Source organism: Acrocarpospora sp. B8E8, from assembly GCF_039871605.1.
Taxonomy (GTDB): Bacteria; Actinomycetota; Actinomycetes; order Streptosporangiales; family Streptosporangiaceae; genus Acrocarpospora; species Acrocarpospora macrocephala.
In genome coordinates this window covers 1-25336 of the sequence record NZ_JBDPLV010000038.1, presented here as the reverse complement: position 1 = coordinate 25336, position 25336 = coordinate 1, and the positions used below count along the sequence as shown (strand labels likewise).

Sequence of the window (25336 nt, the reverse complement as noted above, 5' to 3'; positions counted from 1 at the left end):
CCTATGTGCCCTGGGCGGCTTGGGCGGTTTCCTTTGCCCAGCGGTAGTCGGCCTTGCCGGCGGGCGAGCGCACCATTTCGTCGACGAAGGCGTAGGTGCGGGGGACTTTGTAGCCTGACAGTTTCGCGCGGCAGTGGGCGTCCAGGTTTTCTGCTGTCGGGGTTGTTCCGTCGCGAGGTTCGATCACTGCGGCCACGCTGAAGCCCCAGCGGTCGTCGGGGATGCCGGTGACGACGGCGTCGAAGACGTCGGGGTGGCCTTTGAGGACGGCTTCGACCTCTTCGGGGAAGACCTTTTCGCCGCCGGTGTTGATGCACTGGGAGCCGCGGCCGAAGACGCGCATCGTGCCGTCCTCCTCGACCACCGCGAGGTCTCCGGTCAGCAGCCACTTCACGCCGTCGGCGTCGATGACGAAGGTCTGTTCGGTCTTCTCGGGGTCGTTGTAGTACGCGAAGGCGATCCGGCCGGTTTTCGCCACGGTGCCCATCTCGCCGGTACCAGGCTGGACGGGTTTGAGATCGGCGTCCAGGATTGCCATGTTCGCGTTGGCGTTGGGCTGGTATTTGAGGCCGGTTTCGGGGGACGAGCCGGACACGGCGGAGGCGGTGTAGCCGGATTCGGTGGAGCCGAAACTGTCCATGATCATCTTGTTCGGGAGCAGGGCCTGTAAACGGTCGCGGACGGAGCCGGTCAGGATCGCGCCGGTCGAGCTGACCACGAGCAGCGAGGACAGGTCGTATTCGCCGGTCGCGATCGCGTCGGCCAGCGGCTGGGCCATCGCGTCGCCGGTGATGTTGATGGTGAAGACCTTCTCGCGCTCGATCGCCGCGAGCACCGCGCGGGCGTCGAACTTCGGGACGTACACCATGGTCCCGCCCATCCACCAGGAGATGAACGTCCCCATCTGAGCGGCTCCGTGCATCAGCGGCGCGGCGGCCATCATGATCATCGGCCCGGAGTTACGGGCCTGCTCGATCACCGCTTCGGGCGAGGACAGCGGAGCGCCGTAGGGGTTCCCACCCCCGAACGCCATGAACAGATCCTCGACGTGCCACATGACGCCCTTCGGCATCCCCGTCGTGCCGCCGGTGTAAATGATGTAAATGTCCTGCCCGGACCGGGTCTCGAACCCGCGCGTGTCCGACGATTCCGCCAGTGCCCGCCGGTACGGCACCGCCCCCGGAACCCGCGACTCCCCACCCACCGCGATCAGGTGACGAAGCAACGGCACCCCCGGCACGACCGCCGCCACCCGCTCGTCGAACTCCACGTCGTAGATGAGCGCCACCATGTCCGAGTCGTTGTACAGATAGAGCAACTCCGCCTCGACATAGCGGTAGTTCACGTTCACCGCCACCGCCCGGATCTTCAGCGCGGCCAGGATCGCGGTGATGTACTCGATCCCGTTGTACAGATGAATCCCGACATGTTGCCCCGCCCGCACCCCCTGGGCGGCCAGATGGTGCGCGAGCCGGTTCGCCAGCGCGTCCAGTTCGGCATACGTCACCCGCTCGTCGCCGCAGATGACGGCGACGCGGTCCCCGATCGTGTCCGCGAGTCCTTCGAACAGGTCGGCATGGTTGAACTCCATGGGACTCCTTCAGGGCTTGTCGGCTCCGACGATCCACATGGCGAAGAACTGCGCGCCTCCGCCGTACGCGTGTCCGAGGGCTTTCCTGGCGCCCTCGACCTGGTGTTCTCCGGCCATCCCGCGCACCTGGAGCGCCGCCTCAGCGAACCGGATCAGCCCGGAGGCCCCGATCGGGTTGCTGCTGAGCACGCCGCCGGAGGCGTTCCACGGGGTGTCGCCGTCCAGGGCCGTACAGCCGGCTTCGGTCAGCTTCCAGCCTTCGTTCTCGGCGGCGAAGCCCAGGTTCTCCAGCCACATCGGCTCATACCAGGAGAACGGCACATACACCTCGGCGACGTCGATCTCGCGGCGCGGGTCGGTGATCCCGGCCTGCCGGTAGACGTCGGCGGCGCAGTCCTTGCCGCCCTGCGGGTTCACCGTGTCCCGGCCTGCCCGGAATATCGGTTCCGAACGCATGGCCGTACCGTGCACCCAGGCCGGGCGGCCGGTCACCGCGTGTTCGGCGGCGAGCACCATCGCGCAGGCGCCGTCCGAGGACGGGCAGGTCTCCAAGTAGCGGATCGGCTCCCAGAGCATGGGCGTGGACTCGACCATGGCCCGGTCGATGCCGGGGATCTTCAGGTGCGCGTAGGGGTTCTTCAGCGCGTTCTGCCGGTCCTTGACCGCGACCAGCGTGCCGATGTGGCCGGGCGCGCCGGAGCGGCGCATGTACTCGCGGATGTGCGGCGCGAAATAGCCGCCCGCGCCGACCACCAGCGAGGCGTTGTACGGCAGATGCGTGGAAAGCGCCCAGGTCGCATTGGACTCCGACTGCTTCTCGTACGCGACGACCAGCACCCTTTCGTGCACCCCGCCCTGAATCAGCGACGCCCCCACCAGCGCGGTCGACCCGCCCACGGAACCGGCGGTGTGCACGCGCGTCATCGGCTTGCCCGCCGCCCCGAGCGCGTCCGCCAGGTACGCCTCCGGCATCATCACGCCCTCGAACAGGTCGGGCGCCTTGCCGATCACGACGGCGTCGATGTCCTTGAAGGTGAGCCCGGCGTCCGCCAGCGCGCGCAGCGCGGCCTCCCGGACCAGACCGGCCATGGAGACGTCGCGGCGTTTGGTCGTGTAGTGGGTCTGGCCGATTCCGATGATCGCGCAGCGGTTGCCCATCAGACCTCGCTCGATAGGACGGCGACCAGGTTGTGCTGGAGGCACGGGCCGCTGGTGGCGTGCGCGACGGCGCGGCGGGCGGTGCCGTCGAGGACGCGCTGGGCGGCTTCGCCGATGCGGATCAGGCCGGTGGCCATGACGGGGTTGGCGGCGAGGGGGCCGCCGGAGGGGTTGATCACGGTGTCCGCGGGGAGTCCGAGGGCTTCGCGCAGGATCGGCTCTTCGTGGCTGAATTGGGTGTGCAGTTCGGCCACGTCGACAGGGCCCTTGCCGACTCCCGCGGCGGTCGCGGCGTCGGCGGTGGAGGTCGATTGGGCGAGGTTTCGCATGCCCAGGTAGTGGGGCTCGATGCGATGGGCGATGCCGGTGATGTAGGCCGGGCGGGGATATTTCGTGATTTGCTCCCCCGCGACGAGGACGACGGCCGCGGCTCCGTCGGTGATCGGGGCGACGTGGCCGTCGTCTTCCTCGGTGGGGTCGGGGAGGTTGAGCGCGTATGGGTTGGCTCGTCCGTCGGCTCTGCTCCGGCGGACTATCGCGTCCAACTCGGCGCGATCGGCGCCTCGGGCGCTGGCCTGGAGTCCCGCGAAGGAGATCTGATCCAATCCCAATGGGGCTAAATAGTATGGATCAAGCTGCAATGTCATGATTTCTCGGAGATCGCTCATGGAGGTCTTGCCGAAGCCGTACACGAGGGCGGAGTCGACGTCGCCGTGCTGGAGGCGGACCCATGCCTCGTACAGGGCGAAAGCGCCGTCCATTTCGACGTGGCTTTCCGAGATCGGCGGCCAGGCGCCCAGCGAGTCCAGCGCGGACACGAACGAGAACGGGGCGCCGGCCAGGTAGTCGCAGCTGCCCGAGCAGGTGAAGCCGAACCTTTTCAGGCCCGACTTGACCCTTACCTCCTCGATCACCGGCAGCAGGAGCTCCGGTTCGGTCAGGCCGGCGTCGTGGTCGGTGTGCACGGTCTGGGCGAACGCGACGATCGCCACCTCACGCATCAGTTCTCCAGCTCGGCGTCGGGCTCTCCGGTGGGAGCGAACCACTTGATGTTGGTCATCGCGAGGGTGCGTTCCGACTCGGGGAGCCAGACCGCGCGGACGCGCATGCCTTGCCGTACCTCGTGGGCGGGCACGTCGCCGACCAGGGCGATCATCGGGGTGTCGGCGCCGTCCAGCAGGATGTACGCGGAGACGAAGGGCACCTGGGGGGCGCGGGGGTCGGGCAGGTTGTTGATGGCGAATGTGGTGATTGTCCCGGTGTCGGAGACCTGGCGTTCCGCCGCGATCAGGGAGCCGCATTCGGGGCAGGAGATGCGGTAGGGGACGTAGACCTTGTCGCAGGTCGCGCAGTGTCCCGCGAGGAAGACGCCGTCGCGCACGCCTTCCAGGAAGCGGGTGAGCGCCCGGCCGGGTGTGATCGTGTATTCGGCGCGGACCGGGGAGACGATCATCGTGACTTCGGGGACGAAGCATTCGATGTCGGTGATCTGGCCGATTCGTTCGGCGCGCCAGCGGGGGCGCACGCGGAGTCCTGGGCGCATCGCCTTCTTGTGGTCCGCGTCCACCGCGTGCACCAGGGTGGTGTCGGCGCCGTCGAGTTTGATCAATGCCCAGGCGAAGGGGTGGTCGAGAGGGTGGTTCTTGCGCGGCGCCTGCACCCAGACCCATTCGGCGACCGTTCCCGCCGGGCCGACCTGAACGAATTCCTCGGTTACCGGGTCGCCGGTGTGGGGGTCGTATTCCAGCGGGGGGACGAGGGTGCGCTGGTCGGCGGTCCGTACGCCCACGATCCGGGCGTCGCGCAATTCGGTCAGGAAACGGCCGATCACCGGTCCCGTGGTCCTGGTGTAGCCGCCGGGGAACTCCAGGACGTAGGTCGCTGACAGTTCAGATTCCGTGGTCATGTTTGGAGCGCCTTCACGTCGGGTGCCGCATTCACGCCAGACCTACATTCACGCCAGATGCCGCGTACACGCAAGGATCCGCGTTCACGCCAGGACCCGCCGTTTACCGGCGTGGTCACGTCAGATGGCACGGTCACGGCCTTCCCAGTAGGGCGCCCGGAGTTTGCGTTTGAGCAGCTTGCCATTGGGCTCGCGGGGCATCTCGTCGATGAAGTCGATTGTCTTGGGCCATTTCATCCTGGACAGGCGTCCTTGCAAAGAGCCCAAGATTTCGTCGGCGAGTTCCGGGCCGGGGGTCGCACCGGGGGCGGCCTCGATGACGGCCTTGATCTGCTCGCCCCATTCGTCATCTGGAATACCGAAAACGGCGACATCGGCGACTTTGGGGTGGATGAGCAGTTCGTTCTCGATCTCGGCGGGGTAGATGTTGGTTCCGCCGGAGATGATCATGTCGGCTTTGCGGTCGCAGAGGAACAGGAAGCCGTCCTGGTCCAGGTAGCCGATGTCGCCGACGGTGAAGTAGTCGCGCAGGCGGTTCGCCTCGGTTTTGGCGGGGTCGCCTTTGTACTCGAAGCGGAGGCCCATCATCTTCATGTAGATCGTGCCGGGTGTGCCGGTGTGGACCTCTTCGAGTTCTTCGTCCACGATGAGGAGTTCGCTGATCGGCCAGGCCTTTCCGACGGTTCCTGGATGTTTCTTCCAGTCCTGCGGGCTGGCGATGGTTCCGCCGCCTTCGGTGGCCGCGTAGTACTCGTACACGACATCGCCCCACCAATCGAGCATCTGCTGCTTGACCGGGACAGGGCACGGCGCGGCGGCGTGGATCATCCAGCGCAGCGAGGAGAGGTCGTAGCGGTGCCTGACCTCTTCGGGGAGGGAAAGCAGCCGTTTGAAGTGGGTGGGGACCATGTGGGAGTTGGTGACCCGGTAACGCTCGCAAAGGCGCAGGGTCTCTTCGGCTTCCCACTTGTCCATGTAGACGAGGGTGTGGCCCATGTGCAGGGCGGTGCCGCCGAACTGGGTGACGGCGGTGTGGTAGTTCGGGGAGGTGACCAGGTGGGCGTTGGGCCTGCCGGGGGTCATGCCGAACAGGGTGAGCAGGAAGGTCATCAGTTCCGCGCCCTCATCCGGATCCAGACCGCTGAGCGGGCGGCGTACGCCCTTCGGTTTGCCGGTCGTGCCGGATGTGTAGTGCATGCTCGCGCCTGCCGTACGATCCGGCGGCAGCGTGTCCGGGCGGCCCTCGATCAGATCCGCGACCGGGCGGAAACCGTCAACGGCGCCGAAAGCGAAGCGGCGTTCCGGCGCCAGGTCCCCCGCGCCGCGCGTACCCTCCTCGGCGTAACGTTCATGCACGAAGTACGCCTTCGCCTCGCTGTCGGCCACGATGTAGGCGATCTCCGGACCGGTGAGATGCCAGTTGATCGGCGTGTAATACCACCCCGCCTGCAGCGCCGCCAGATACAGGATGAGACCCTCCACCCCGTTCGGTACCAGCCCGCAGATGCCATCCCCCGGCCGCAGCCCGAACTCGCGCAGCCCGTGCACGAGACGATTGGCCCGGGACAGCAACTCACCCGCCGAATGCTCCGTCCCATCCGGATCGACGGCCGCGATCCACTCGGGATCGGCCTGTGCGAGCCTCCAGAATCCGAGCGAACCCATCCGGAACTCCCTTGTCCGCGCGGGAAACACAAACGAGAATCTGTTCTACCTTGCGGCAGATTAACCCGGTCGAGCATCGTCGAACAAGCGCTTGGGTCAAGCGCATGGCCACGTGCACGGACGGAGGCGACTGCCGCGGGGATGAACGCCTCGCGGCGGACGTCGCCACCGCGAGACAGAACGGGTTCTACTAACAGGAGCGTCGTGAGCTGGACAGCCGCAACGGCGGGTCGCCTGCGTCTGGTCGGCGGCTGTCTACGCTTGGTTGCCTGAGGAGGCATTCGTGGAACTTCTGCCCATCAGCACCCCCCACTGCCGGGTGGAACGCGACGGCCATCTCGTCATCGTCACCATGGACCGCCCCGAAGCCAGGAACGCCCTCTCCACCGACATGCTCATCGGCATGGCCGAAGCCTGGGCCTACATCTCCGCCGAACCCGGCGTCCGCGTCGGCATCCTCACCGGCGCGAACAACACCTTCTGCGCGGGCGCCGATCTCAAAGCCATGGGCGCCCCCTCCACCGACGACCGCGTCCGCCAGCGCGCCGCCGAAATCCCCAACTTCCACTGGAAGGGCCTCCTCCGCGAGGACATGCCCACCAAACCCATCATCAGCGCCATCGAAGGCTACGCCGTAGCCGGCGGCACCGAACTCCTCGTCGGCACCGACCTCCGCGTCGTCGCCGAATCCGCCACCCTCGGCCTCTTCGAGGCCAAACGCGCCCTCTTCCCCATGGGCGGCAGCGCCGTCCGCCTCCCCCGCCAAATCCCGTACGCCTTCGCCATGGACCTCCTCCTCACCGGCCGCGCCATCACGGCCCCCGAGGCGTACCGCATGGGCTTGATCAACCAGATCGTCCCCGACGGCCAAGCCCTCCCCAAAGCCATCGAACTAGGCGAAGACATAGCCTCCTCCGGCCCTCTCGCCGTCCAAGCCATCCTCCGCACCTACCGCGAAACCCTCGCCCTCCCCGAAGAAGAAGCCCTAAAAATCTCCGACAACCTCGGCTGGCCAGTAATCGCCTCAGAAGACGCCAAAGAGGGCTCCCGCGCCTTCCGCGAAAAGCGCCCCCCACGCTACGAAGGCGCCTAACGCCGGGTGACCAGCGGCAATGACTTGAGGCGGTGATCGATGTGGTCACGCACGAACGCGGGAACCAGGGTGTCGCGCTTAACCTGCGGCCAGGTGTCCAGAAGAGCCGTGACAGTTTGGGTCACAACGCCACTGACCCGTTCCACGTCAAGTTCGGCACGGTTGGCGAGATGACGGAAATTGTCCAGGCTCACGAGCTTGGCGATCTTCCCCCCGTTCACCGGGAAGGCTAGTTCCTCGGTCCTGAACTCGCTGTAGGCGGAAACGGAGACGAAGTCGTACGCGGGCGAGAGACGTGCGGTCCGACCGTCGGGGTAGCGCAATGTCCAGTTCTTCAGGTGCGCGTCGAGGTTGCCAATCACCACGATGGTGGTCAGCCTGCGAATGTACTCGTCGATGTCCTGCGGGCACACTGCTTTGACGACCCGGGCCAGCCCGCCGTAGGTGGCGTTGTCGTACTTTGTGTCGACAGAAACCTCGCGGACCTGGGCGAAGTCTTCCTGGTGAACGCGGCCTCCGGACGTTCTGTCGAAGCGCCGGACAGCGAAAGCCAATTCGTGTGCGGCGATCAGCCCGCCGGGCAGGCCGAATAGTTCCGCGCCGGTGAACAGCTTGATCTCCGGCACGTCCACGCCGGCGAGCCTGGCCCAGCTGAGCATGGCGAACTCATTGGCCGGGACATCGGGGAAACGTCGATCGGGTAGCTTCACAATCCAGTCGCCACCCTGTCCCGACATCGGCAGCACCAGACCTTTACCCTCCCATCGCACGGAGAATTTCGCCTGCACCCCGGCCAGCGAGAACCGCACATTCCCAAGCCGGTCGCGGTCCGCCCCCTTGGTCAGTTCGGGGATGGTGGAGGTATCCGATTCTGTGACGACCCGAACGGCACCCGGCAGGTCCTCGCCGAGGAAGAGCAGCACCTGGAAATCGTGCGGGCTCGACCGGCCGAGTTCACGGCTGATCAGATCTCGCAGCCCGCTTCCCGGCTCAGGCAGCAGGTTCGCGAACCACTTGGGAATCGAACCGCTCGCCGTTCTGCGCCGCTCAGGATTGGACTCGAAGCCCTGCCCCAAAACCGGATGTTCCGGCGCGATGTCCTCGTAGTCGAACCAGGTGTTTCCGTCGAGATAGCCGAGCGTTCCCACCCGGCGTTCACCCAGAAAGACACCTGCGGTCGCGCTGCTAGCCAAGCTCTTCATCCTCATCGAATAGCGCCCTCACGCCCGGGCCATCACGAAATCCGAACAGAGCATGACGCTGCACATTGTCGGCGATGACCTTGGTCACTATCGTGGCGCGCCTTTGCAGGAATCCGCTCGGGTCTCCTCTCCTCAACAACTCGACTGAATCGGCGTCCATACACTGGCTGAACAAGATCTGCTCGTCAATGTCACGGCTCATCAGCAGTTCATCCACTGTGACCGTGGGCTCTCCTGGGTTGATAACGCGGTTGGCCATGCCAAGACTCAGTTCGTTGGAGGGGGGAAGGATCGGCGCCAGCGGCACTCCGAATTCGAGGAGCTCATTGATGTCAACCGGTTCGCCAATCTTATCGGGATGCATGGCGAGCCGCCTGGGCTTCCTGGACAGAAGCCCCAGGATGTTCACCTTTGCCTGCGCGGCGTTGATTCTCGTGTGGGAAAGATCTGGCTGCCATCCCGACCCCTTTTTCCGTTCGGGGAGCAGTTCGAGGAGTCGGCCCGCGCTGGCGACCGGGTCCGTGTGGACGGCACGCGCACCTCGCTGCACGCTGGCGGTCACGCTTTCCGCCGAGCCGAGAATCGCGCCTCGCCAGATCCACCTGCGCAGCAATTCCGCGGTGCGCCCCGCAGGCGGGCCGAACTGCGCCATGAACCTGACCAGAACCGGGACGTGGTAGATGCGGGGCAGCAGCTCGATGTGCGGGATGTCGGCCTCATCGCGAAGGAAGTCGACGACGTATCCGAGCGCGATCTCGGCGTCGACGAAGATCTGGTGCGTCTCCTCGTCGTCCTTGAACGCCGTGCCGAAGTCGCGGTCAATATCTGGGCTGCGGACGGCCAGGATGCTCTGTCTGATAATCGACTCGGGCAAGCCGCCGAATCCCAGTGTCTTGAAACTCGCGGCGAAGGTGAAGAGGTCGCTGGGTCGCTGCTCGGCGGAGACGGAGTGCAGCGCATTGAAGATCTCGGCGCTTCTCAATGGTTTGCCGAAGGTGTTCACTCGCTCGAAGATCTCTCGAACTACCTTCTCATCCTCGCTGCCGACGACATACATCGGGATCCGGTAGACGCCGACCGCTGTGTACAGCCTGTACACCAGCGTGATCTGCTCCGAATCCAACTGCGGCCGGGCCTGGATCCAGGAATTCATCCGGGTGGCGCTGATCAGGTCGGCCACCGGCACCTGGTCAATCCCAGGCGGCGTCCGACGGGAGAGCGAAACGAATTCACCGCGCGTCAGGTCGAAATAGATCCGGAATCGCGGATCAACCGTTTCCTCGGTCGCGGAGAGCGCACCCACCAGGCTGGTGATCCGTTGCTGCCCATCCACCACCCAATAGGCGTCGCCCACCGCCGGAGCCGCGATGCTCAGATGGCCGATGACCACCGTCCCCGCGACCGCCGGACGCTGCCAGAGCAGCAGGTTCCCGATCGGATAGCCACGCAGAATACTGTCGAAGAGATGGACGACATCACTGCGATCCCACCGATAGGAACGTTGAAACACCGGCATTCTGATCCTGCCGACACGTGCGAGCCCGACCAGATCGCTCGGGCGGATACTGGTGGCTTGCAGACGAACCACCGCAGCCATGTCCACCCCCAGGCACGTTCAGGTCCGCCGTGCATGGACCTTGACAATGCGATCCCTGCTCACCGGCCAATCGTAGTGCTCATCACGCACCAGACCCCGACTGGACCGCTCGCCATGTCTCCGATCTGATCGACTCAGGCCAGGATGCGGCCGTGTTCGGTGCCCATCACCACACGGCTCGCGCCGCCCATGATGTAGTTCGTGCCCCGACTCCGCGTGGCAACGCCGCCGCCGCGACCGGCGGCCGCGATCTCGCACCACCAGCGGCGACAAGACGGTACGACTGTGAAACCCGGCCACCGGACGACAGATCGGCAAACCCTCACCGGACACACCAGGCCCGTCAGCGGAGTAGCCTTCCATCTCGAAGGCCAACTGCTGGCGACCTCCAGTTATGACGCCACAGTGCGGTTTTGGCTGTTGGGATAACGTGCTATACAACCACGCAGCTAATCCTCTGTTATCCGGCCAAGGCGGTCCATCGCTTCCACATAGCCTTCGACCATTTCGAACACGACTTGCCGGGCGGACTTGACCTGGTTCATCGTGCCGATGATCTGGCCGGCCGGGAAGGTGGCCAGTTCGGCCGCGTCGGAGCGACCGATGCGACGTAACGCGTCGGAGACGAGCATGAACTGCAGGGGCATGGGGAGGGTGCCTGGGGAGTTTGTTGACTCCCAGGCGTCGGTCCACTCGTTCTTGAGGAGGCGGGCGGGTTTGCCGGTCCAGGAGCGGGAGCGGACGGTGTCGCGGGAGGTGGCGGCGAGGATGCGTTGTCTGGCCATTTCGGGGGTGTCGGCTTCCTCGACGGTGAGCCAGATCGAGCCGGTCCAGACGCCCTCGGCGCCGAGGGCCATGCCCGCTGCCATCTGACGGCCGTCGCCGATTCCACCGGCGGCCAGCACCGGGACGTCTACCGCGTCCACGACCTGCGGGATCAGCACCATGGTGGAGATCTCACCCGTGTGACCGCCTGCCTCGGTTCCTTGGGCGACGACCACGTCCACCCCGACTTCGACCTGCTTGATCGCGTGCCGGGGCGTGGACGCCAGCGCCGCGACCTTGACGCCCTCGGCATGCGCCTGCTCGACCACGTCGGCCGGAGGCGGGCCGAGCGCGTTGGCCAGCAGGGCGATCGGATGCCGTAGAGCCACCTCTACCTGCGGCCGCGCGGTCGTGTCGGTCCACCCGAGTAGCCCCCGCCCGGCGTCGTCCCCGCTCAAAGCAGGAACGCCGTGCTTCTCCAGCAGATCATCCACAAAGGCCCGATGCCCGGCGGGAATCATCCCCTGCAACCGTCCCAGCAGATCCTCAGGCGAATCCACCCCAAGATCCGCCCCTTCGTACGACGCGGGCATGACCACGTCAACCCCGTAGGGCATGCCCCCGACGTTCTCGTCGATCCACTTCAGCTCGGTTTCGAGCTCCTCCGGCGTGAAGTAGAGCGCCCCGAGCACTCCCATGCCCCCGGCCCTGCTGACCGCCGCGACCACATCCCGGCAATGGCTGAAGGCGAAAATCGGAAACTCGATCCCGAACATGTCCGTGACCCGCGTTCGCATGCCCTAACCGTACGAGGCAAACCACGAAAACTGCAACGCGTTCTACTCTAGAACCTTTGCTCTACTTGCCCGGCTCCGGATCGCGGGGAAGGCCGAGCATACGTTCGGCGATGATGTTGAGCTGGACTTCCGTGGTGCCTCCGTAGATCGTCATCGCGCGAGTGGCGAGGACGGCGCGGTTCCAGTACCCGCCGTCGCCCAGCTTCCAGTCGGCGGCCGTCACGGCCGCGGATCCGACCAGATCCACCGCGCATTCCGCGACATGCTGCGCATGTGAGGTGGACAGCAACTTGCGCACCGAGGCGTCCGCGCCAGGTTCGGTGCCCGCCAACTGCTTGAGCGTCACCCGCAGCGACAGAGCGTTGATGGAATGGCCTTCGGCGACCACTTGCGCCAGAGTCTGCCGTTCCACCGGGTTCAGGTCGCGGCCGAGCCGACCGGCGAGCCCGAGCAGATCGGGCACAGAAGAACCGGTTCCACCCGCGCCGGAGGACAGGGACACGCGCTCGTTGGAGAGAGTGTTCCTGGCCACCTTCCACCCCTGGTTGACCTCCCCGACCACGAGATCGTCCCCGATGAAGACATCGTCCAGGAAAACCTCGTTGAACAGGTTCTCCCCGGTCATCTCCGTCAACGGGCGAACGGTCACCCCGGGCGCTTTCATGTCGACGAGAAAATAGGTGATGCCATCGTGCTTGGGCCCTTCATTGGACGACCGCGCGATACAGATCCCCCACTCGGCGACATGCGCCACCGACGTCCAGGTCTTCTGTCCGTTGAGCCGCCAGCCCCCTTCAACACGTTCCGCTTTCATCTGTACGGACGCGAGATCCGACCCCGCCCCTGGCTCCGAGAACAGCTGGCACCACATGATCTCCCCGCTGAGTGTCTTGGGGAGGAATCGGTCCTGCTGCTCCGCAGTGCCGTACGTGGCGATGGACGGCACCACCCACGCACCGATGATCATCACAGGCAGTTTGATGCCCGCCGCCTTGAGCTCCTGCTGGATGATGATCTGCTCAAGCGGCTTGGCGTCGCGCCCCCACGGCCTGCCCAGATGCGGCATCACGAACCCGGCGGCGGCCAGGGCACGCTTCTGCTCGACACCCTCAAGCGCCCCGATTTCCGCGAGTTCGCCCCGAATGCGCTCCCGCAGCGGTTCGGCGTCCTCGGGCAACTCCAGCCGCATCTCCCGCGAAATACCGGACAAAGCCAGCGAAGCCACCCGCTCAGCCCATTCCGCGGAGACACCGAGCAGTGCCCGGATCGTCAGCGCCCGGCGGAAGTAGAGATGCGCGTCATGCTCGAACGTGTACCCGATACCGCCAAAAGTCTGGATCGCGTCCTTGGCGCACTGAACGGCCGCGTCCGGGGCGACCTGCCCGGCGATCGCCGCCGCGAAGGCACGCTCCTCCCCTTCGGCCCGGGTCGCGTCCCACACGGTCGCCCGCGCCTGCTCCAACGCGACCAGCATCCGGGACAACTTATGCTTGATCCCCTGGAACTGCCCGATCGGCCGCCCGAACTGCACGCGCACCTTCGCGTACTCCGCCGCCGCCCGCACGCACCACTGCGCGACCCCGGCCGCGTCCGCCCCGAGCAGCACCGCGGCCAGCTCCCGCACGGCCGCCAGGTCCAGCCCGTCCAGCACTTTTTCGCCCGGTACGGCTACCGCCGCCAGCTCCACCCGAGCCACCCCGCGGGTCAGGTCGAGCGCCTTGATCGGCGTGACCGTGGCGAGCGCGGCGTCGATCGCCACCCACTCCTGCCCCCGCTCCGTGGCCACCGGCAACACCAGCACGTCGGCCAGCGTCCCGCCCAGCACGGGCTCGGCCGACCCGGACACGGTCAGCACGCCATCGGCCCACACGCCGCTGAGCTCCCCGTCAAGCGCGACCGCGCCGGTCAGGGTGCCATCCGTGAGGCCGGGCAGCAGCTCCGCCTGTGCTTTCCCGTCCGCGGCCAAGATCGACGCGCTGGCCAGAACGGTCGGGACGATGGGCCCCGGCACGATCCGCTCGGACAGGGCTTCGATGGCGACGGCGGCCTCCAGCAGGCCGTACCCGGAACCGCCGTGTTCCTCTGGCACGTGCAGGCCGAGCAGTCCCTGGTCGGCGAGGGCCGGCCAGAACGCGGGACGCTCCTCCGCTTCGGCGCCGACGGCGTGGCGGACGACGTCGGCCGGGACGAAACGATCCGCCCAGCCGGCCACCGACTCCCGGAGTGCCTCGTGCTCCTCGCTCAGCCCGATCGCCATCTGACCCTCCACATTCGTACGATGCGCAGAATCATATTCTAGAAGAAGCTTCGTGAATGGCTAGGTCTCGGCCGCGCCTGTGTCTGGACTGAGGAACGCAGGTCGCGGAGCGGCCGGAGAGACGAGGGAAGACACAGGCTCAGGAGCGGCCGAGCCCGCCGCGTCGGAGGCGCAGCCATGTCACAGCGGGCGCAGGGTCCAGACGAGCATGTTCAGGTCGTGGTGGAGTTCGGGCTTGGTGCCGGGGACCGAGGCGAACAGCATCGCGGGCTTGTTCCGACCGGTCTCCACCAGCGCGACGATCGCCTCCGACGTACGCTTCTCGCCTTCGACCTGGTAGGTCACGCGGTAGCCGAGCAGCCAGCCGTTGCCGTACCGGACGGGTTGGGAGGCGGTCCAGCGGAGCGTGCTGCCCTCGGGCTGGTAGCGCAGGGTCCAGCGGGCGGCGCGGGTGGCGACCTTGCGGTAGTCGGCCTGGTCGCGGAGGGGGCCGGGGTCGGCGCCGGGGAGCGGGCCCGAGGCGATGATGGCCTCGCCCGCCTTCTGCCGGAACTGGAACGGGTCGGGCTTCACCGACCGCCAGGGCGCGGCGAACTTGGCGTAGGAGATGCCGGACTTCTCGTCGGTGACGAGCGAGGCGATCGTGGTGCCGGAGCCGGGGAACACGGTCATGCTGCGGGACGCCGGAACCCGGGGCAGTGTGATCGGGGTGGCGCTCGGCGATGGGCTGGCCGTGGGGGACGCGGGCGCGGACGGGGTTGCCTGGGCGGCGCGCTGGACCTCGACCGTGCCCGGGGGCTGGTCGTCGGCGCGCAGGGCGTGCACGAACACGACCACGGCGAGGCCGATGCTGACCGCGCAGACGACATAGACGATTCGCATGGGAATGTCGCCGAAGCTCCGGCGCGGGGGCGGCTGCCGCTCCGGGAACGCGAGCCGCCGCAACTCCTCCGGACTGACCTTCGGGAGTGGCGTCGTCGGCGCGTCGTAGGAACGGATGAACGGCCGCCGCGGGCTGCCCTGTTCGTCCGTCATGTCCGCAGATTACGCCAGAAGTCATGATCGTGCCCTCACGTTGTCACGCTCCATCACGACGTGGTTCCTGGCATCCCAGGACGCACCTGGATAGACAGTCCGACATGAGAATCTCACCGGTGATCACCCAGGTGACGGCCAGGTCGACGGGGCCCCTGGCGCTGGTCCTGGTGGTCGCCACGGCAGCCTGTACCGCGCCGTCGCACACCACCGGGGCGACCCCCGCGAGCCCTGCCGTCAGTGCCCCGAGTCAGAACCACAGTCAGGGCGTGCGCCCGCCCGCCGCCGCGGTGGCGATGGAATCCGCGTACGAACAGGTCATCAAGCGGGTCCTCCCGTCCATTGTCCAGATCACCACCGGAACCGGTCTCGGCTCTGGCGTGGTCTTCGACACCCACGGTCATATCGTGACAAATGCCCATGTAGTGGGCGATGCCCGCGAGTTTCAGGTGACGCTTGCCACCGGCGGGCAGGCCAGGTCCGCGACGCTGGTCGGCACGTTCGCGGCCGGGGATCTCGCGGTGATCAAGGTCGCCGACGACCACGGGCTGGCGCCGGCCGCGTTCGGTGACTCGGCGAATCTGCGGGTCGGCCAGATGGTGCTGGCCATGGGCAACCCGCTGGGCTTCTCCGGCACGGTGACGCAGGGCATCGTGTCCGCCCTGGGCCGTACCGTATCGGGGCAGGACGACGACGGCGCGCCGGGCGCGACGATCGCGGACGCGATCCAGACCTCGGCGGCGATCAACCGGGGGAACAGCGGCGGCGCGCTGGTGGACTTGTCCGGCCGGGTGGTCGGCATCCCGACCCTGGCCGCCACCGACCCGAAGCTCGGCGCCGCCAACGGGATCGGCTTCGCCATCCCGAGCGCCACCGCGAGCGACATCGCCAACCAGCTCATCAGGCAGGGCAAGGTGGTCAACACCCACCGCGCCGCCCTCGGCGTCCGGGTCGGTACGGCAATCGGCGACGACGGTGAACCCATCGGCGTCGCGGTCGGCGCGATCACCCCCGGCGGCGGCGCGGCGAAGGCCGGAATCAGGCCCGGCGACGTGATACTCAGCGTCAACGGCTCCCCGACTCCCACCACGACCGCGCTCGCCCAGGTGCTCGCCACCCTCAGCCCGGGCAAACAGGTCAAGGTGGAATACCTGGGCGAGACCGGCGAGAGAACGGTGACGGTGACCCTCAGCGAGCTCCCCGGCGGAAGCTAACATATTCGTGTCAGAAATTGGCCGGTACGCCGTGCTGATTGTTACCGTCATGCGATGACCACGATCGACCTCACGGAGTTCATCGCCGGACTCCCGAAAGCCGAGCTGCACGTACACCACGTCGGCTCGGCCTCCCCCCGCATCGTCGCCGAACTGGCCGCCCGCCACGAGGGCTCCACCATCGTCCCGGCCGACCCGGAGCAGCTCGCCGCTTTCTTCGACTTTCGCGACTTCGCGCACTTCATCGAGGTGTATACCTCGGTGGTGCATCTGGTCAGGGATCCCGAGGATCTCTGGACGCTGATCCACGGTGTGGGCGTCGACCTGGCCGCCCAGAATGTGCGCTACGCCGAGCTCACCGTCACGCCTTACATCCACCTGCTCAACGGCATCCCCGACGCGCAGTTCTGCGAGGTCATCGAGGACGCCCGCCGGCGCGTCGAAGCCGATCACGGCACGGTCCTGCGCTGGTGTTTCGACATTCCCGGCGAGATCGGGATCTCCGGGGAGCGTACCCTGCGCATCGCCCTCGACCAGCGTCCCGACGGCCTGGTCAGCTTCGGCCTGGGCGGCCCGGAAGCGGGCATCTCCCGAGCCCAGTTCGCCCCGTTCTTCGACCAAGCCCGCGCCGCCGGACTTCACTCCGTCCCGCACGCCGGCGAGACCACCGGCCCGGACACGATCTGGGACGCCATCAACCACCTCGGCGCGGAACGCATCGGCCACGGCATCTCCAGCGCCCAGGACCCGAAACTCCTCACCTACCTCGCGGAACACGCCATCCCCCTGGAGATCTGCCCAACCTCCAACGTCTGCACGAAGGCCGTCCCCTCCCTCGCCGAACACCCACTCCCGACCATCGTCGCGGCCGGGGTCCCGGTGACGATCAACTCCGACGACCCACCCATGTTCGGCACCACCCTCAACCAGGAGTACGCCGTCGCCGCCCACCTCCTCCACCTTGACCCCAACGGCATCGCAGACCTGGCCAAAAACGCAGTCCACGCCTCCTTCCTCGACCCTCAAGGCAAATCGACCCTGCTCCACGAAATCGACGCTTACACCAGTAAGCGGCTCTCCCACCCACCCTCCCTTTAGAACGCTGGCGCTGGGCCTACCGCGTCGCTGGCGCTCGGCTCCGCCCAACCGCACGTCGCTGGCGCTCGGCCCTTCCCAGCCGCGCGTGCTACCAGTCACACGAAGATCCCTAGGGTCGGCAAAGTGGTTCGAGCGGGTGACGGAGCGGTGACCACGGCCGAGTCGAATACCTAGCGCTTCGCTGGGGTTTGGCCGGACACGTGCGGTGTGCACTCAGCGGGGCAGCGTGAGGTCCAGTTCGAGCCAGTGAGACAGGTCCTTGATCTCGCGATCGATTGCAGCGGTCATGGTCTTGGTGAAGGGGATGTCCTGGTGGATCGCGTCGATCCGCAGTACTCCGGCCTTTCGGTCGGCGGTGGCGTCGAGTTTGCCCACCAGCTGGTCGGCGTACAGGATCGGCAGGGCGAAGTACCCCCAGCGGCGCTTGGCAGCGGGCTTGTACATCTCCAGCTGGTAGTCGAAGCCGAAGAGTTCAAGGGTGCGCTTGCGGTCATGGATGAGCCGGTCGAAAGGTGACAACAATGCCGCGCGCCCGGAGAACGGCTGGCTCAGCAGGGTTGGGTCGACTCGCCACGTGCCCTTGACCCCCTCGACCACGGCCGGCTCGCCGGCCTCGCTCACGTCCATGGGTTCAACCGGACATTGCGGCCCTCGGGCGCGGGCGATGCCCAGCGCGCGCAGCCGTCGTTGGTCGCGGATGCGGACCGCCTCCTCGGCGGGGACCACCGGCTCATCGGGGTAGACCCGCGTCGCCAGGTCCCACAGCCGGTCGCGGCCGCTGCGTCCAGCGATGGCGACCTCGCCTCGCACGACCATGAACTCCAGCAGCTGCGTGACGTTGCGGTTGTTGGTCCACCCGGTCGATTTCCACGGCACCTTGCACGTGTCCGGAAGATCGCGCGACGGCAGCGGCCCCGAGGAACCGAGCCGATCGAGAATGTCCAGACGGCACGCGTCGTTGGCGCGCACCCAGTCGCGGCGGTACTCCTGCCAAGGAAGCAGTTGTCCGGGTCCGAGCCACTCGGCCATCTCGGCGCGGTACAGGGCGAGATCCTCGCTGGGCCGGATCATCGCTCGAAGCTCCAGCAACGTCCTGTTCTCCAGCGCCGTGCTTAAGTCAGCCGGTGCGTACGACGACCCGAGGCGACTCCACGCCACAAGGTCCGCACTCGGCGCGATGGCGGCGATCGGGTCGATCTGCAACAGCGTCAGATGGCGCACCACATCAAGCAGCTCAACCGGCCGCGAACTGTCCAAGAGCTGCGCGCGCACAGCGATGCGACGCGCGTCGATAGGAGAAAGCTCGTGCACGACCACGACACGAGGCTAGGGGAGCGATCCGGCCGGTATCCACCCATTGGAGGACAATCTCCTCCGGGATTCGGCGCTCAGCGACACCAGATCGGCCGCCAACGTCCGCGCCGCGAAGAGCTCCTGCAGCGGGCATGGTTCGCCACGAGTGGGCATACCGACGTGTTAGCGACGAGTGCGCCCCCGCGTGGTGGACACTGGCCGAGGGCAACCAGGCCGACGTGGCCACCTGGATGGGCCGCGACTGAGGGCAACGGAGGCGCCATGCTGAGGAAGACGGCTCTTCATCAACCCCTGGAGCGCCTTCTGACGACTCGTGCTCGGCGGGTGCTGGACTTGGCCGAGCAGGAGGCAAGGGCTCGGGGCCATGACCGTGTTACCGCCGATCACCTGCTGATGGGCCTTGCCCGCCTGGATGAGGGCGTGGCCGTCATGACGCTCAACAGTCTCGGCGTCGACCTCGGCGGCACGCGCACCCGAGCGATAAACGCAGACCTGGTCCACCTCACGGAGCTGGCCCGCCGTGAGGCTGCCGGGCTCGGGCACCGGTATGTCGGCACCGAGCATCTCCTGCTCGGCCTCCTGCATATGGATGGAACAGAGGCTCTGGGCGTCGGCCTGCAACAGGTCCGCGATCAGGTCATCAAGGTCCTCCACGGCGACGTCCTCTGAGCTCGCTTCAAATGAGAAGCCGCCTTCTCACCTCCTACGTGTGAGGAGGAACATCTGTGCGTCACGCAGCGATGATCGGTCATGCGTCTACCTGTGCTCGTCACCGTGACAGTCATCGCGATCATCGCGGTGTTCCTCGGATCTCTTGCATTCCTGCCGACCTGGCTCGTCCAGTACTCCCTCGGTGATCACACCGCGTCGGCGCTCGCCGCGGCCGATCGGCTCCGGGCGGAGAACGATGTGCGCTCGACCCTGCTCCAGGGGCTCGGCGGCCTTCTGGCTCTCGGGGGCATCGCGCTGGGCGCGGTGATGACGATGCGGCAGGTCAGCACCAGCAGGGAGGGACAGTTCATCGACTTGTTCACCAAGGCCATCGAGCACTTGGCCAGTGAAAAGACCAGCGTCCGGCATGGCGGGGTATATGCGATGGAGCAGATCGCCGAGACCGCGCCGCACTACCGCGGACACGTCGCCGCGCTCCTGGCCTCCTTCATCCGGCAGCAGGCGCCATGGCCGCCATCCGAACCCGCGCATACCGACGCTGAGCGGGCCTCTCGCCATGGCGAGCTTCGTGACGATGTGGCCGGGGCGATCGCGGTCTTGGCCCGTCGCACCATGGTGGAGCCCGGATACAGCATCGAATTGGAGCAGGTAGACCTACGCGGCGCGGACCTGACCGGCTTCGACCTGAGCCGATTCCGCTTCGCCGGCGCCAATCTCGACAACGCACTGCTCGCCGGATGCGACTTGACCTATACGACGTTCTCCAACGCCAGTCTGAGGGGCGCCGACCTGACCGGGGCCCGGCTCACCGAAGCCGACCTGCGCGGCGCGGACCTGACCGGCGCCGACCTCGCCGACGTCGTCGACCTGGAAACCGCCATGACCGATGACACCACCAAGGGCTTACCTGTCACCGAGAGCGATCTCCCCCCGGCGGCGCGGGCCAAGTAGTCGTCCTGTTGAGTGCTCGTAATCAAAGGTTGCCGCCCCCCCGAGTTAACGGTCACCATGACACGCGCATCGTCCGGCGCCCCGGATGGGCTCGTCCGGGTTTGGCGCAGGCGCGCGGCCAGGCTCGGGACGGCCAGTGCGGCGGCGAGGCAGGCCATCGGGATCGCGGGCAGCACGTAGCGGTGGTCGAAGTCCAGTGCGGTGTCGTACCCCAGCATGACGAGGCAGCGAAGCGCGCCCGCGAGGACGAGCACGATGGCGAAGATCCCGTGCGTGAAGGGCGGTCTGCCCTGGTCCACGGTGGAGACAAGCATGGTGGAGCCCCCGATCAGGGCGCCGGGCGGGTCCCGTCGCCGTGAGGGGCAGTCCAGCGATCGATGGATAACCTTGGCGTGACCGAATCCGGTTATGTCCGCGTTATGCCACCTCTGGCAGGCTGGCGCGATCCAAGATCAGGGGGCTGTCGTGCGGGTGCTGGTCGCCGAGGACGAGCGCATGCTCGCCGACTCCATCGGTGAGGGCTTACGGGGCGAGGCACTCGCCGTCGATATCGCCTACGACGGCGAGTCGGCGCTGGAGCGGCTGCGCGTGCACGACTACGACGTGCTCATCCTGGACCGCGACCTGCCGGGCATGCACGGGGACGACGTGTGCAGGGCCCTGGTCGCCGACGGCGCCCTGGTGCGCGTCATCATGCTCACCGCGTCAGGCGACGTACGCTCCCGGTGGCGGGCCTGTCCCTCGGCGCCGACGACTACCTGCCGAAGCCTTTCGCCTTCGAGGAACTGGTCGCCCGCGTCCACGCCCTGGGCCGCAGGGTACGGCCCGCCGATCCGCCCATGCTGGAGCGAGCTGGCATCCGCCTGGACTGGGCGCACCGGCAGGTGTTCCGGGACGGCCGCTACGTGCCGCTCGCCCGCAAGGAGTTCGGCGTGCTGGCCGAATTGCTGCGCGCCGGCGGGGCGGTGGTCTCCGCCGAAATGCTGCTGGAGAAGGTGTGGGACGAGCACGTCGACCCGTTCACCAACACCGTGAGGACGACTGCCACCGCATTAGGGAACAGATGAACACCAGAGAAGCGATCAAGCGAGCGTTCGATGAGTACTTCGCGGGTTACCGAATGTCGCTGCCCGAGCTGAGCGAATCCGCCGGAGAATTCGAGCAGAACGGATGGGACGTCCAGTACAAGTTCGGCGTCGACTATCTGGAGTGTTATGCCACGCATCGGATGACCAACGACCGGCTCTACCGGATCTACGCCGACGGGCGAGTAGAGCTGGTGGATTCCACCACGGACGGCGTGCTCCCCGATCACGACCGGAACTTCTCCGACGAGGTACGGCGCCGAGGTTTCCGGGGGTAGCTCAGCCGACATGCACGAGAGGGCGGCGGGCCGCGTCGGGTTCGGCCTGGCGGAGGACCTCGCGGGTGAGCGGGGGAATGTCGCCGCCGCCGAAAACGAGGTAGCGGAGGAGCGCGCCGATCGGGTTGCCCTCGGCGGCCCAGTGGAAGTAGACGTGCGGGATCCTGCCGGTCTCGTCGCGCAGATGCAGGAGCAGGGCGGCGATGGAGTTGGCGACCGTGGGGCTCTCCATGCGCAGGATGCGGAACCCGTGGCGTTCCTCGCCCGTGACGTACAACTCACCCGCGAACTCGGAGGCGTCCGGGACGGTCACTTCCAGGAAGAGCAGGCTTTCTGCGCTGCGCAGGCGGTGTAATTCCCAGGCCTCGCGCGCCTTGTCGACATATTCCTTCTGGTCGCGCGCGTGGGGTTCGTTGGCGATCAGGCGGATCTCGCCGCCGTGCTGGACGAAGCGCAGGGCCTGGTCGTCGAGGGTGATCCGGGTGACCCTCAGCTCGGTGGAGCGAGTGGCGCGGGAGATCAGCGAGGTGACCACGATGGCCAGGACGAAAAGCAGGGCGATGACCAGGCCGTCGGGGCGTTCGATGATGTTGGCGACAGTGGCGTACCCGAGAATCAGCGACACCGTCCCGAAGAAACCGGCGGCTCGGGTGCGGCGGCTGATCCAGGCGGAGAGGGTGACCGCGACCGCCGCTGAAAGAATCAGCGCGAGAACCCCCGTGGCGTACGCGCCGCCCTGGGATTCCACATCGGCGCCGAAGACGATGGTGATGAGAAAGGAGACCCCGGTGAAAACGAGGACCATCGGGCGGGCCGCGCGGGTCCAATCCGGGGCCATGCCATATCGGGGCAGGTAGCGCGGCACGATGTTGAGCAGCCCCGCCAGCGCCGACGCGCCCGCGAACCACAGAATGGCGATCGTGCTCACGTCGTAGGCGGTGCCGAACCAGTCGCCCAGATATTCGTGCGCCAGATAGGCCAGCGCACGTCCGTTGGCGGACCCGCCTTCGGCGAACTCCCCGGCGGGAATGAGCACGGTCGTGACGAAACTCGACGCGATCAGGAAGACGCTCATAATGAGCGCGGCGGTCGTCAAGAGCTTGCGAGCGCCCTTGACCCGTTCCGCGAGATCACCCTTGACCAGCGGCATCACCGCGACACCCGTCTCGAACCCGGACAGGCCGAGGGCGAGTTTGGGCATGACATACAGCGAGACCGCGATCATCGCGATCGGACTGGAATAGTCACTCGCCAGCAGATCCTGCCAGTCGCCGACCTTGACCGGCTCAGCCAGCACATGCTGTACGCCGGTCGCCAGCACCACCACATTCATCAGCAGATAAACCGCGACCAGCACCACCGCGATCGAGATCGCCTCACTGAACCCCGCCAGGAACACCCCGCCCAGCGCGGCGACCAGCACCAGCGTGACCGGGACCTGCCACCCCTCCAGGAACGCCGGAACAAAGGGATTGTGCAGGATATGCGCGGTGGCGTCGGCCGCCGACAAGGTGATGGTCACGATGAAAGCGGTGGCCACGAACCCGAGCAGGAACAGCACCAGCAACTTGCCGCTCCACCCCGGCATCAGCCGCTCCAGCATGGCCAGCGAGCCCAGCCCATGCGGGCTCTCCCCCGCCACCGCCCGATAGGTCGGCAACGCCCCGAACAGCGTCAACGCCACCAGCAGCAACGTCGCCACCGGACTGAGCGCCCCCGCGGCCAGAGCCGCGATCCCCGGCTGATACCCCAACGTGGAGAAGTAGTCCACTCCCGTCAGGCACATCACCTGCCACCAGGAATGCTGATGCTCAGGCGCCTCCTCATGGTACGGAGAGTCGCCCCCGCCCTCACTCCGCTTCAGCCCTTTGAGCAGCCACTCCCGCACCCGCTCCGGCGCCGATGCACCACCCACAACGTCACCCCACCGAAGCCGGTTCTTCCGGCTGCTCATGCTGCCCCAAGATCTCCCGAACCACCAACGGCCGTTGGCTGACAAATCGGGTGGGACTGGCAGGTGCCGGGCTCCTGGAGTTGGAGCTGCAACGCCGGACGCCTGGCGGCGGCACCAGCGTGACAGCGGCCTCGATCCTGTCCTGGGCACCGGGAACGGCATTCCCCGACAGCAAAGCGCCTGGAGTTATCGGTTCTTCGCGATCCATGTGGTGGCGAAGTCCACGAGTGCGCGCTGGGGCATCAGGCGGGCGGTGGCATTGCCGACGTGTCCGATCGATACGGGAGACGATTCTTCGAAGGCTGCGCCGAGTCGTTCGAAGTCGCTTTCGTCTTCGAGGACGTCGGTCCAGGTGACCCAACGACTGGTTCCGTCGGGTTGGCGGATGGAGGCGCCATGTGGGCCGCGCGGCGGGGACTCCTGGCGCCACTCCCCCAGATGTAGGGACGTGTTGGAGTCGTGGCCGACCCCGAGCAGTAGGACTTTTCCGTCGAGCCGGTAGATGGCCCCAAGTGGGGATTTGTCGCCCAGCGCGTCGTCCAGTTGGTGATCAGCGATGATCACGTCGGCGTTCTTCCCGAGGGCCGCGAACGACAGCCAAGGATGGGCGCTGCGTTTGGCTCCTGGCCAGGTTCTGACCGTCTCCGGGATGATTCCCATCCACTGGCTAGGCGTACGGGACGGGTCGTAGCCCGGCGATTCCTCCCGAACGACTGGCCACCAGTCCGCGGGCACCGGCGGATTGCGCCAACCGGACGGATCGCTGTTGTCGCCGGTCTGGGTCGGCACCACAAGTGTTCCCTCGGGACCCAGGACGTCGAGCAATGCCTGGATGACCGCCTGCACACCGCCGACCACATACCCAAGGCTCTTCAACGACGAGTGCACGATCACCACGTCTCCGGGCCCAACCCCGAGCCCACGAAGATCCGAACTCAACGACCGCACAGTATGAGGTGTTAATTGATCCATTGGGCGACTATATACTCCATGTCGCTCAATTGCCGGGCATGAACGACTCGTGCCTGGTGTGACTGGCCATGTGAGAGTGCGCTCGCTCTTGAACGGCACGGGGGCCGTCACTCAGGTCGTCGACGAAACTCATGACGACATGAATTTGGGCCTTGAACGCGATGCGGACAGCACGACCTCGATCGACATGAGCTATTCCGGAAAACTCTCCAGGGAATCGAGCGGATATCTCGGCCCCAATCTCACTAGCATCCGGCGTCCAGGGGCGCAAATGAAACACCACCTGATCCGCAGTGAAATTGAGCAGGCGAAACGCGCCGATCGCGTGGCTGCGCATGGTCGAGAGAATCGACGGGGGCGAGGCGGTGCGGGCTCTGCAGTGATCCCCCCGGAACACCACGTCACGCACGTAATGATCTCTGTTTTCGATAGACCGTTCGCCACGGATCAGTTCCGCGAGTCGCCGGGGCATGCCAGGGGGCAGGTTGGTGATGCCCAGGACGGCCACGCTCGATAGGGGTTTCCAGGCCGGTCTCAGCATCCGAGAATGCTGTCAGCCCTGATCCTTCAGCCGACCACGCCAAGATCGAGGCTAGGGGAAAACCCCAACCTTGAATTCTTGGCGAGTTTCTCTGGGGACCCGCTCGGGAAACGTATTACCACGGCCTCGACAAGGCTCTGGCGGATCACGGGGGGATCATGACCCATCTCATCGTATGCTGCGATGGTACC

Annotated in this window: 21 protein-coding genes and 1 pseudogene; 8 read left to right on the top strand and 14 right to left on the bottom strand. The window is 66.6% G+C overall.

The window, feature by feature from the left end:
- Position 1 precedes the first annotated feature (1 nt).
- The 5 genes from ABGB08_RS31295 to ABGB08_RS31275 all read right to left on the bottom strand — a co-directional run bounded on the left by ABGB08_RS31295 (position 2) and on the right by ABGB08_RS31275 (position 6320).
- Positions 2-1591 (bottom strand): acyl-CoA synthetase, encoded by a 1590-nt coding sequence (locus ABGB08_RS31295; protein ID WP_347597357.1) that lies wholly within the window; start codon positions 1589-1591, stop codon positions 2-4.
- A 9-nt stretch (positions 1592-1600) separates the two neighbouring features.
- Entirely contained in the window at positions 1601-2749 is a 1149-nt protein-coding gene (locus tag ABGB08_RS31290) for a thiolase domain-containing protein (RefSeq protein WP_155348015.1), read from the bottom strand.
- Entirely contained in the window at positions 2749-3750 is a 1002-nt protein-coding gene (locus ABGB08_RS31285; RefSeq protein WP_347597353.1) for a lipid-transfer protein, read from the bottom strand. The genes ABGB08_RS31290 and ABGB08_RS31285 overlap by 1 nt, the downstream gene beginning before the upstream one ends.
- Positions 3750-4655 carry an OB-fold domain-containing protein gene (locus ABGB08_RS31280; protein ID WP_347597351.1) on the bottom strand — a complete coding sequence of 302 codons (906 nt, stop codon included), beginning with the start codon at positions 4653-4655 and terminating at the stop codon, positions 3750-3752. Before ABGB08_RS31280 ends, ABGB08_RS31285 begins: the two co-directional genes overlap by 1 nt.
- Positions 4656-4775: 120 nt before the next feature.
- Positions 4776-6320: an acyl-CoA synthetase gene (locus ABGB08_RS31275; RefSeq protein ID WP_347597348.1), complete on the bottom strand. Its 1545-nt coding sequence runs from the start codon at positions 6318-6320 to the stop codon at positions 4776-4778.
- A 283-nt stretch (positions 6321-6603) separates the two neighbouring features.
- On the opposite strand from ABGB08_RS31275, the gene ABGB08_RS31270 reads away from it, so the two are divergent.
- The gene (locus ABGB08_RS31270) at positions 6604-7413 is read left to right on the top strand and encodes a crotonase/enoyl-CoA hydratase family protein (protein ID WP_347597345.1); all 810 of its coding nucleotides are present in this window, start codon (positions 6604-6606) and stop codon (positions 7411-7413) included.
- On the opposite strand, the gene ABGB08_RS31265 is transcribed toward ABGB08_RS31270, so the two are convergent.
- Together ABGB08_RS31265 and ABGB08_RS31260 are read right to left on the bottom strand one after the other, a co-directional pair.
- Positions 7410-8606, bottom strand: a complete 1197-nt coding sequence (locus ABGB08_RS31265) for a type II toxin-antitoxin system HipA family toxin (RefSeq protein ID WP_347597342.1) — start codon at positions 8604-8606, stop codon at positions 7410-7412. The genes ABGB08_RS31270 and ABGB08_RS31265 overlap by 4 nt on opposite strands.
- Positions 8599-10212: a DUF262 domain-containing protein gene (locus ABGB08_RS31260; RefSeq protein ID WP_347597339.1), complete on the bottom strand. Its 1614-nt coding sequence runs from the start codon at positions 10210-10212 to the stop codon at positions 8599-8601. The genes ABGB08_RS31265 and ABGB08_RS31260 overlap by 8 nt, the downstream gene beginning before the upstream one ends.
- Before the next feature lie 201 nt (positions 10213-10413).
- Here ABGB08_RS31260 and ABGB08_RS31255 point away from each other — a divergent pair, with 201 nt between their 5' ends.
- On the top strand, positions 10414-10641 hold the full coding sequence (locus tag ABGB08_RS31255; protein WP_347597336.1) for a WD40 repeat domain-containing protein: 228 nt from the start codon (positions 10414-10416) through the stop codon (positions 10639-10641).
- A 20-nt stretch (positions 10642-10661) separates the two neighbouring features.
- On the opposite strand, the gene ABGB08_RS31250 is transcribed toward ABGB08_RS31255, so the two are convergent.
- The 3 genes from ABGB08_RS31250 to ABGB08_RS31240 all read right to left on the bottom strand — a co-directional run bounded on the left by ABGB08_RS31250 (position 10662) and on the right by ABGB08_RS31240 (position 15066).
- Positions 10662-11774, bottom strand: coding sequence for a nitronate monooxygenase family protein (locus tag ABGB08_RS31250; RefSeq protein WP_347597333.1), 1113 nt, complete (start codon positions 11772-11774; stop codon positions 10662-10664).
- Positions 11775-11835: 61 nt separating this feature from the next.
- Positions 11836-14031, bottom strand: a complete 2196-nt coding sequence (locus ABGB08_RS31245; RefSeq protein WP_347597330.1) for an acyl-CoA dehydrogenase — start codon at positions 14029-14031, stop codon at positions 11836-11838.
- A 180-nt stretch (positions 14032-14211) separates the two neighbouring features.
- Complete coding sequence (locus ABGB08_RS31240; protein WP_347597328.1) at positions 14212-15066, bottom strand: hypothetical protein; 855 nt, start codon at positions 15064-15066, stop codon at positions 14212-14214.
- 104 nt (positions 15067-15170) lie between these two features.
- On the opposite strand from ABGB08_RS31240, the gene ABGB08_RS31235 reads away from it, so the two are divergent.
- The gene (locus ABGB08_RS31235) at positions 15171-16280 is read left to right on the top strand and encodes a trypsin-like peptidase domain-containing protein (protein ID WP_347597325.1); all 1110 of its coding nucleotides are present in this window, start codon (positions 15171-15173) and stop codon (positions 16278-16280) included.
- 54 nt (positions 16281-16334) lie between these two features.
- On the top strand, positions 16335-17378 hold the full coding sequence (locus ABGB08_RS31230; RefSeq protein ID WP_347597322.1) for an adenosine deaminase: 1044 nt from the start codon (positions 16335-16337) through the stop codon (positions 17376-17378).
- Between the two features lie 213 nt (positions 17379-17591).
- Here ABGB08_RS31230 and ABGB08_RS31225 read toward each other — a convergent pair whose 3' ends face one another.
- Entirely contained in the window at positions 17592-18695 is a 1104-nt protein-coding gene (locus tag ABGB08_RS31225; RefSeq protein WP_347597319.1) for a crosslink repair DNA glycosylase YcaQ family protein, read from the bottom strand.
- Between the two features lie 330 nt (positions 18696-19025).
- On the opposite strand from ABGB08_RS31225, the gene ABGB08_RS31220 reads away from it, so the two are divergent.
- The 4 genes and pseudogenes from ABGB08_RS31220 to ABGB08_RS31205 all read left to right on the top strand — a co-directional run bounded on the left by ABGB08_RS31220 (position 19026) and on the right by ABGB08_RS31205 (position 21678).
- Positions 19026-19361: a Clp protease N-terminal domain-containing protein gene (locus ABGB08_RS31220; protein WP_347597316.1), complete on the top strand. Its 336-nt coding sequence runs from the start codon at positions 19026-19028 to the stop codon at positions 19359-19361.
- An 81-nt stretch (positions 19362-19442) separates the two neighbouring features.
- Positions 19443-20315, top strand: a complete 873-nt coding sequence (locus tag ABGB08_RS31215; protein WP_347597313.1) for a pentapeptide repeat-containing protein — start codon at positions 19443-19445, stop codon at positions 20313-20315.
- A 465-nt stretch (positions 20316-20780) separates the two neighbouring features.
- A pseudogene (locus ABGB08_RS31210) lies at positions 20781-21358 on the top strand (response regulator transcription factor); the annotation flags it as partial.
- A gap of 20 nt (positions 21359-21378) precedes the next feature.
- On the top strand, positions 21379-21678 hold the full coding sequence (locus ABGB08_RS31205) for a hypothetical protein (protein ID WP_347597310.1): 300 nt from the start codon (positions 21379-21381) through the stop codon (positions 21676-21678).
- A gap of 1 nt (position 21679) precedes the next feature.
- Here ABGB08_RS31205 and ABGB08_RS31200 read toward each other — a convergent pair whose 3' ends face one another.
- The 3 genes from ABGB08_RS31200 to ABGB08_RS31190 all read right to left on the bottom strand — a co-directional run bounded on the left by ABGB08_RS31200 (position 21680) and on the right by ABGB08_RS31190 (position 25145).
- A complete protein-coding gene (locus tag ABGB08_RS31200) occupies positions 21680-23593 on the bottom strand; it encodes an amino acid transporter (RefSeq protein WP_347597307.1) in 1914 nt (637 codons plus the stop codon).
- A 225-nt stretch (positions 23594-23818) separates the two neighbouring features.
- Complete coding sequence (locus ABGB08_RS31195; RefSeq protein WP_347597304.1) at positions 23819-24580, bottom strand: AAC(3) family N-acetyltransferase; 762 nt, start codon at positions 24578-24580, stop codon at positions 23819-23821.
- 49 nt (positions 24581-24629) lie between these two features.
- Positions 24630-25145, bottom strand: a complete 516-nt coding sequence (locus tag ABGB08_RS31190) for a hypothetical protein (protein ID WP_347597301.1) — start codon at positions 25143-25145, stop codon at positions 24630-24632.
- Positions 25146-25336: the final 191 nt, after the last annotated feature.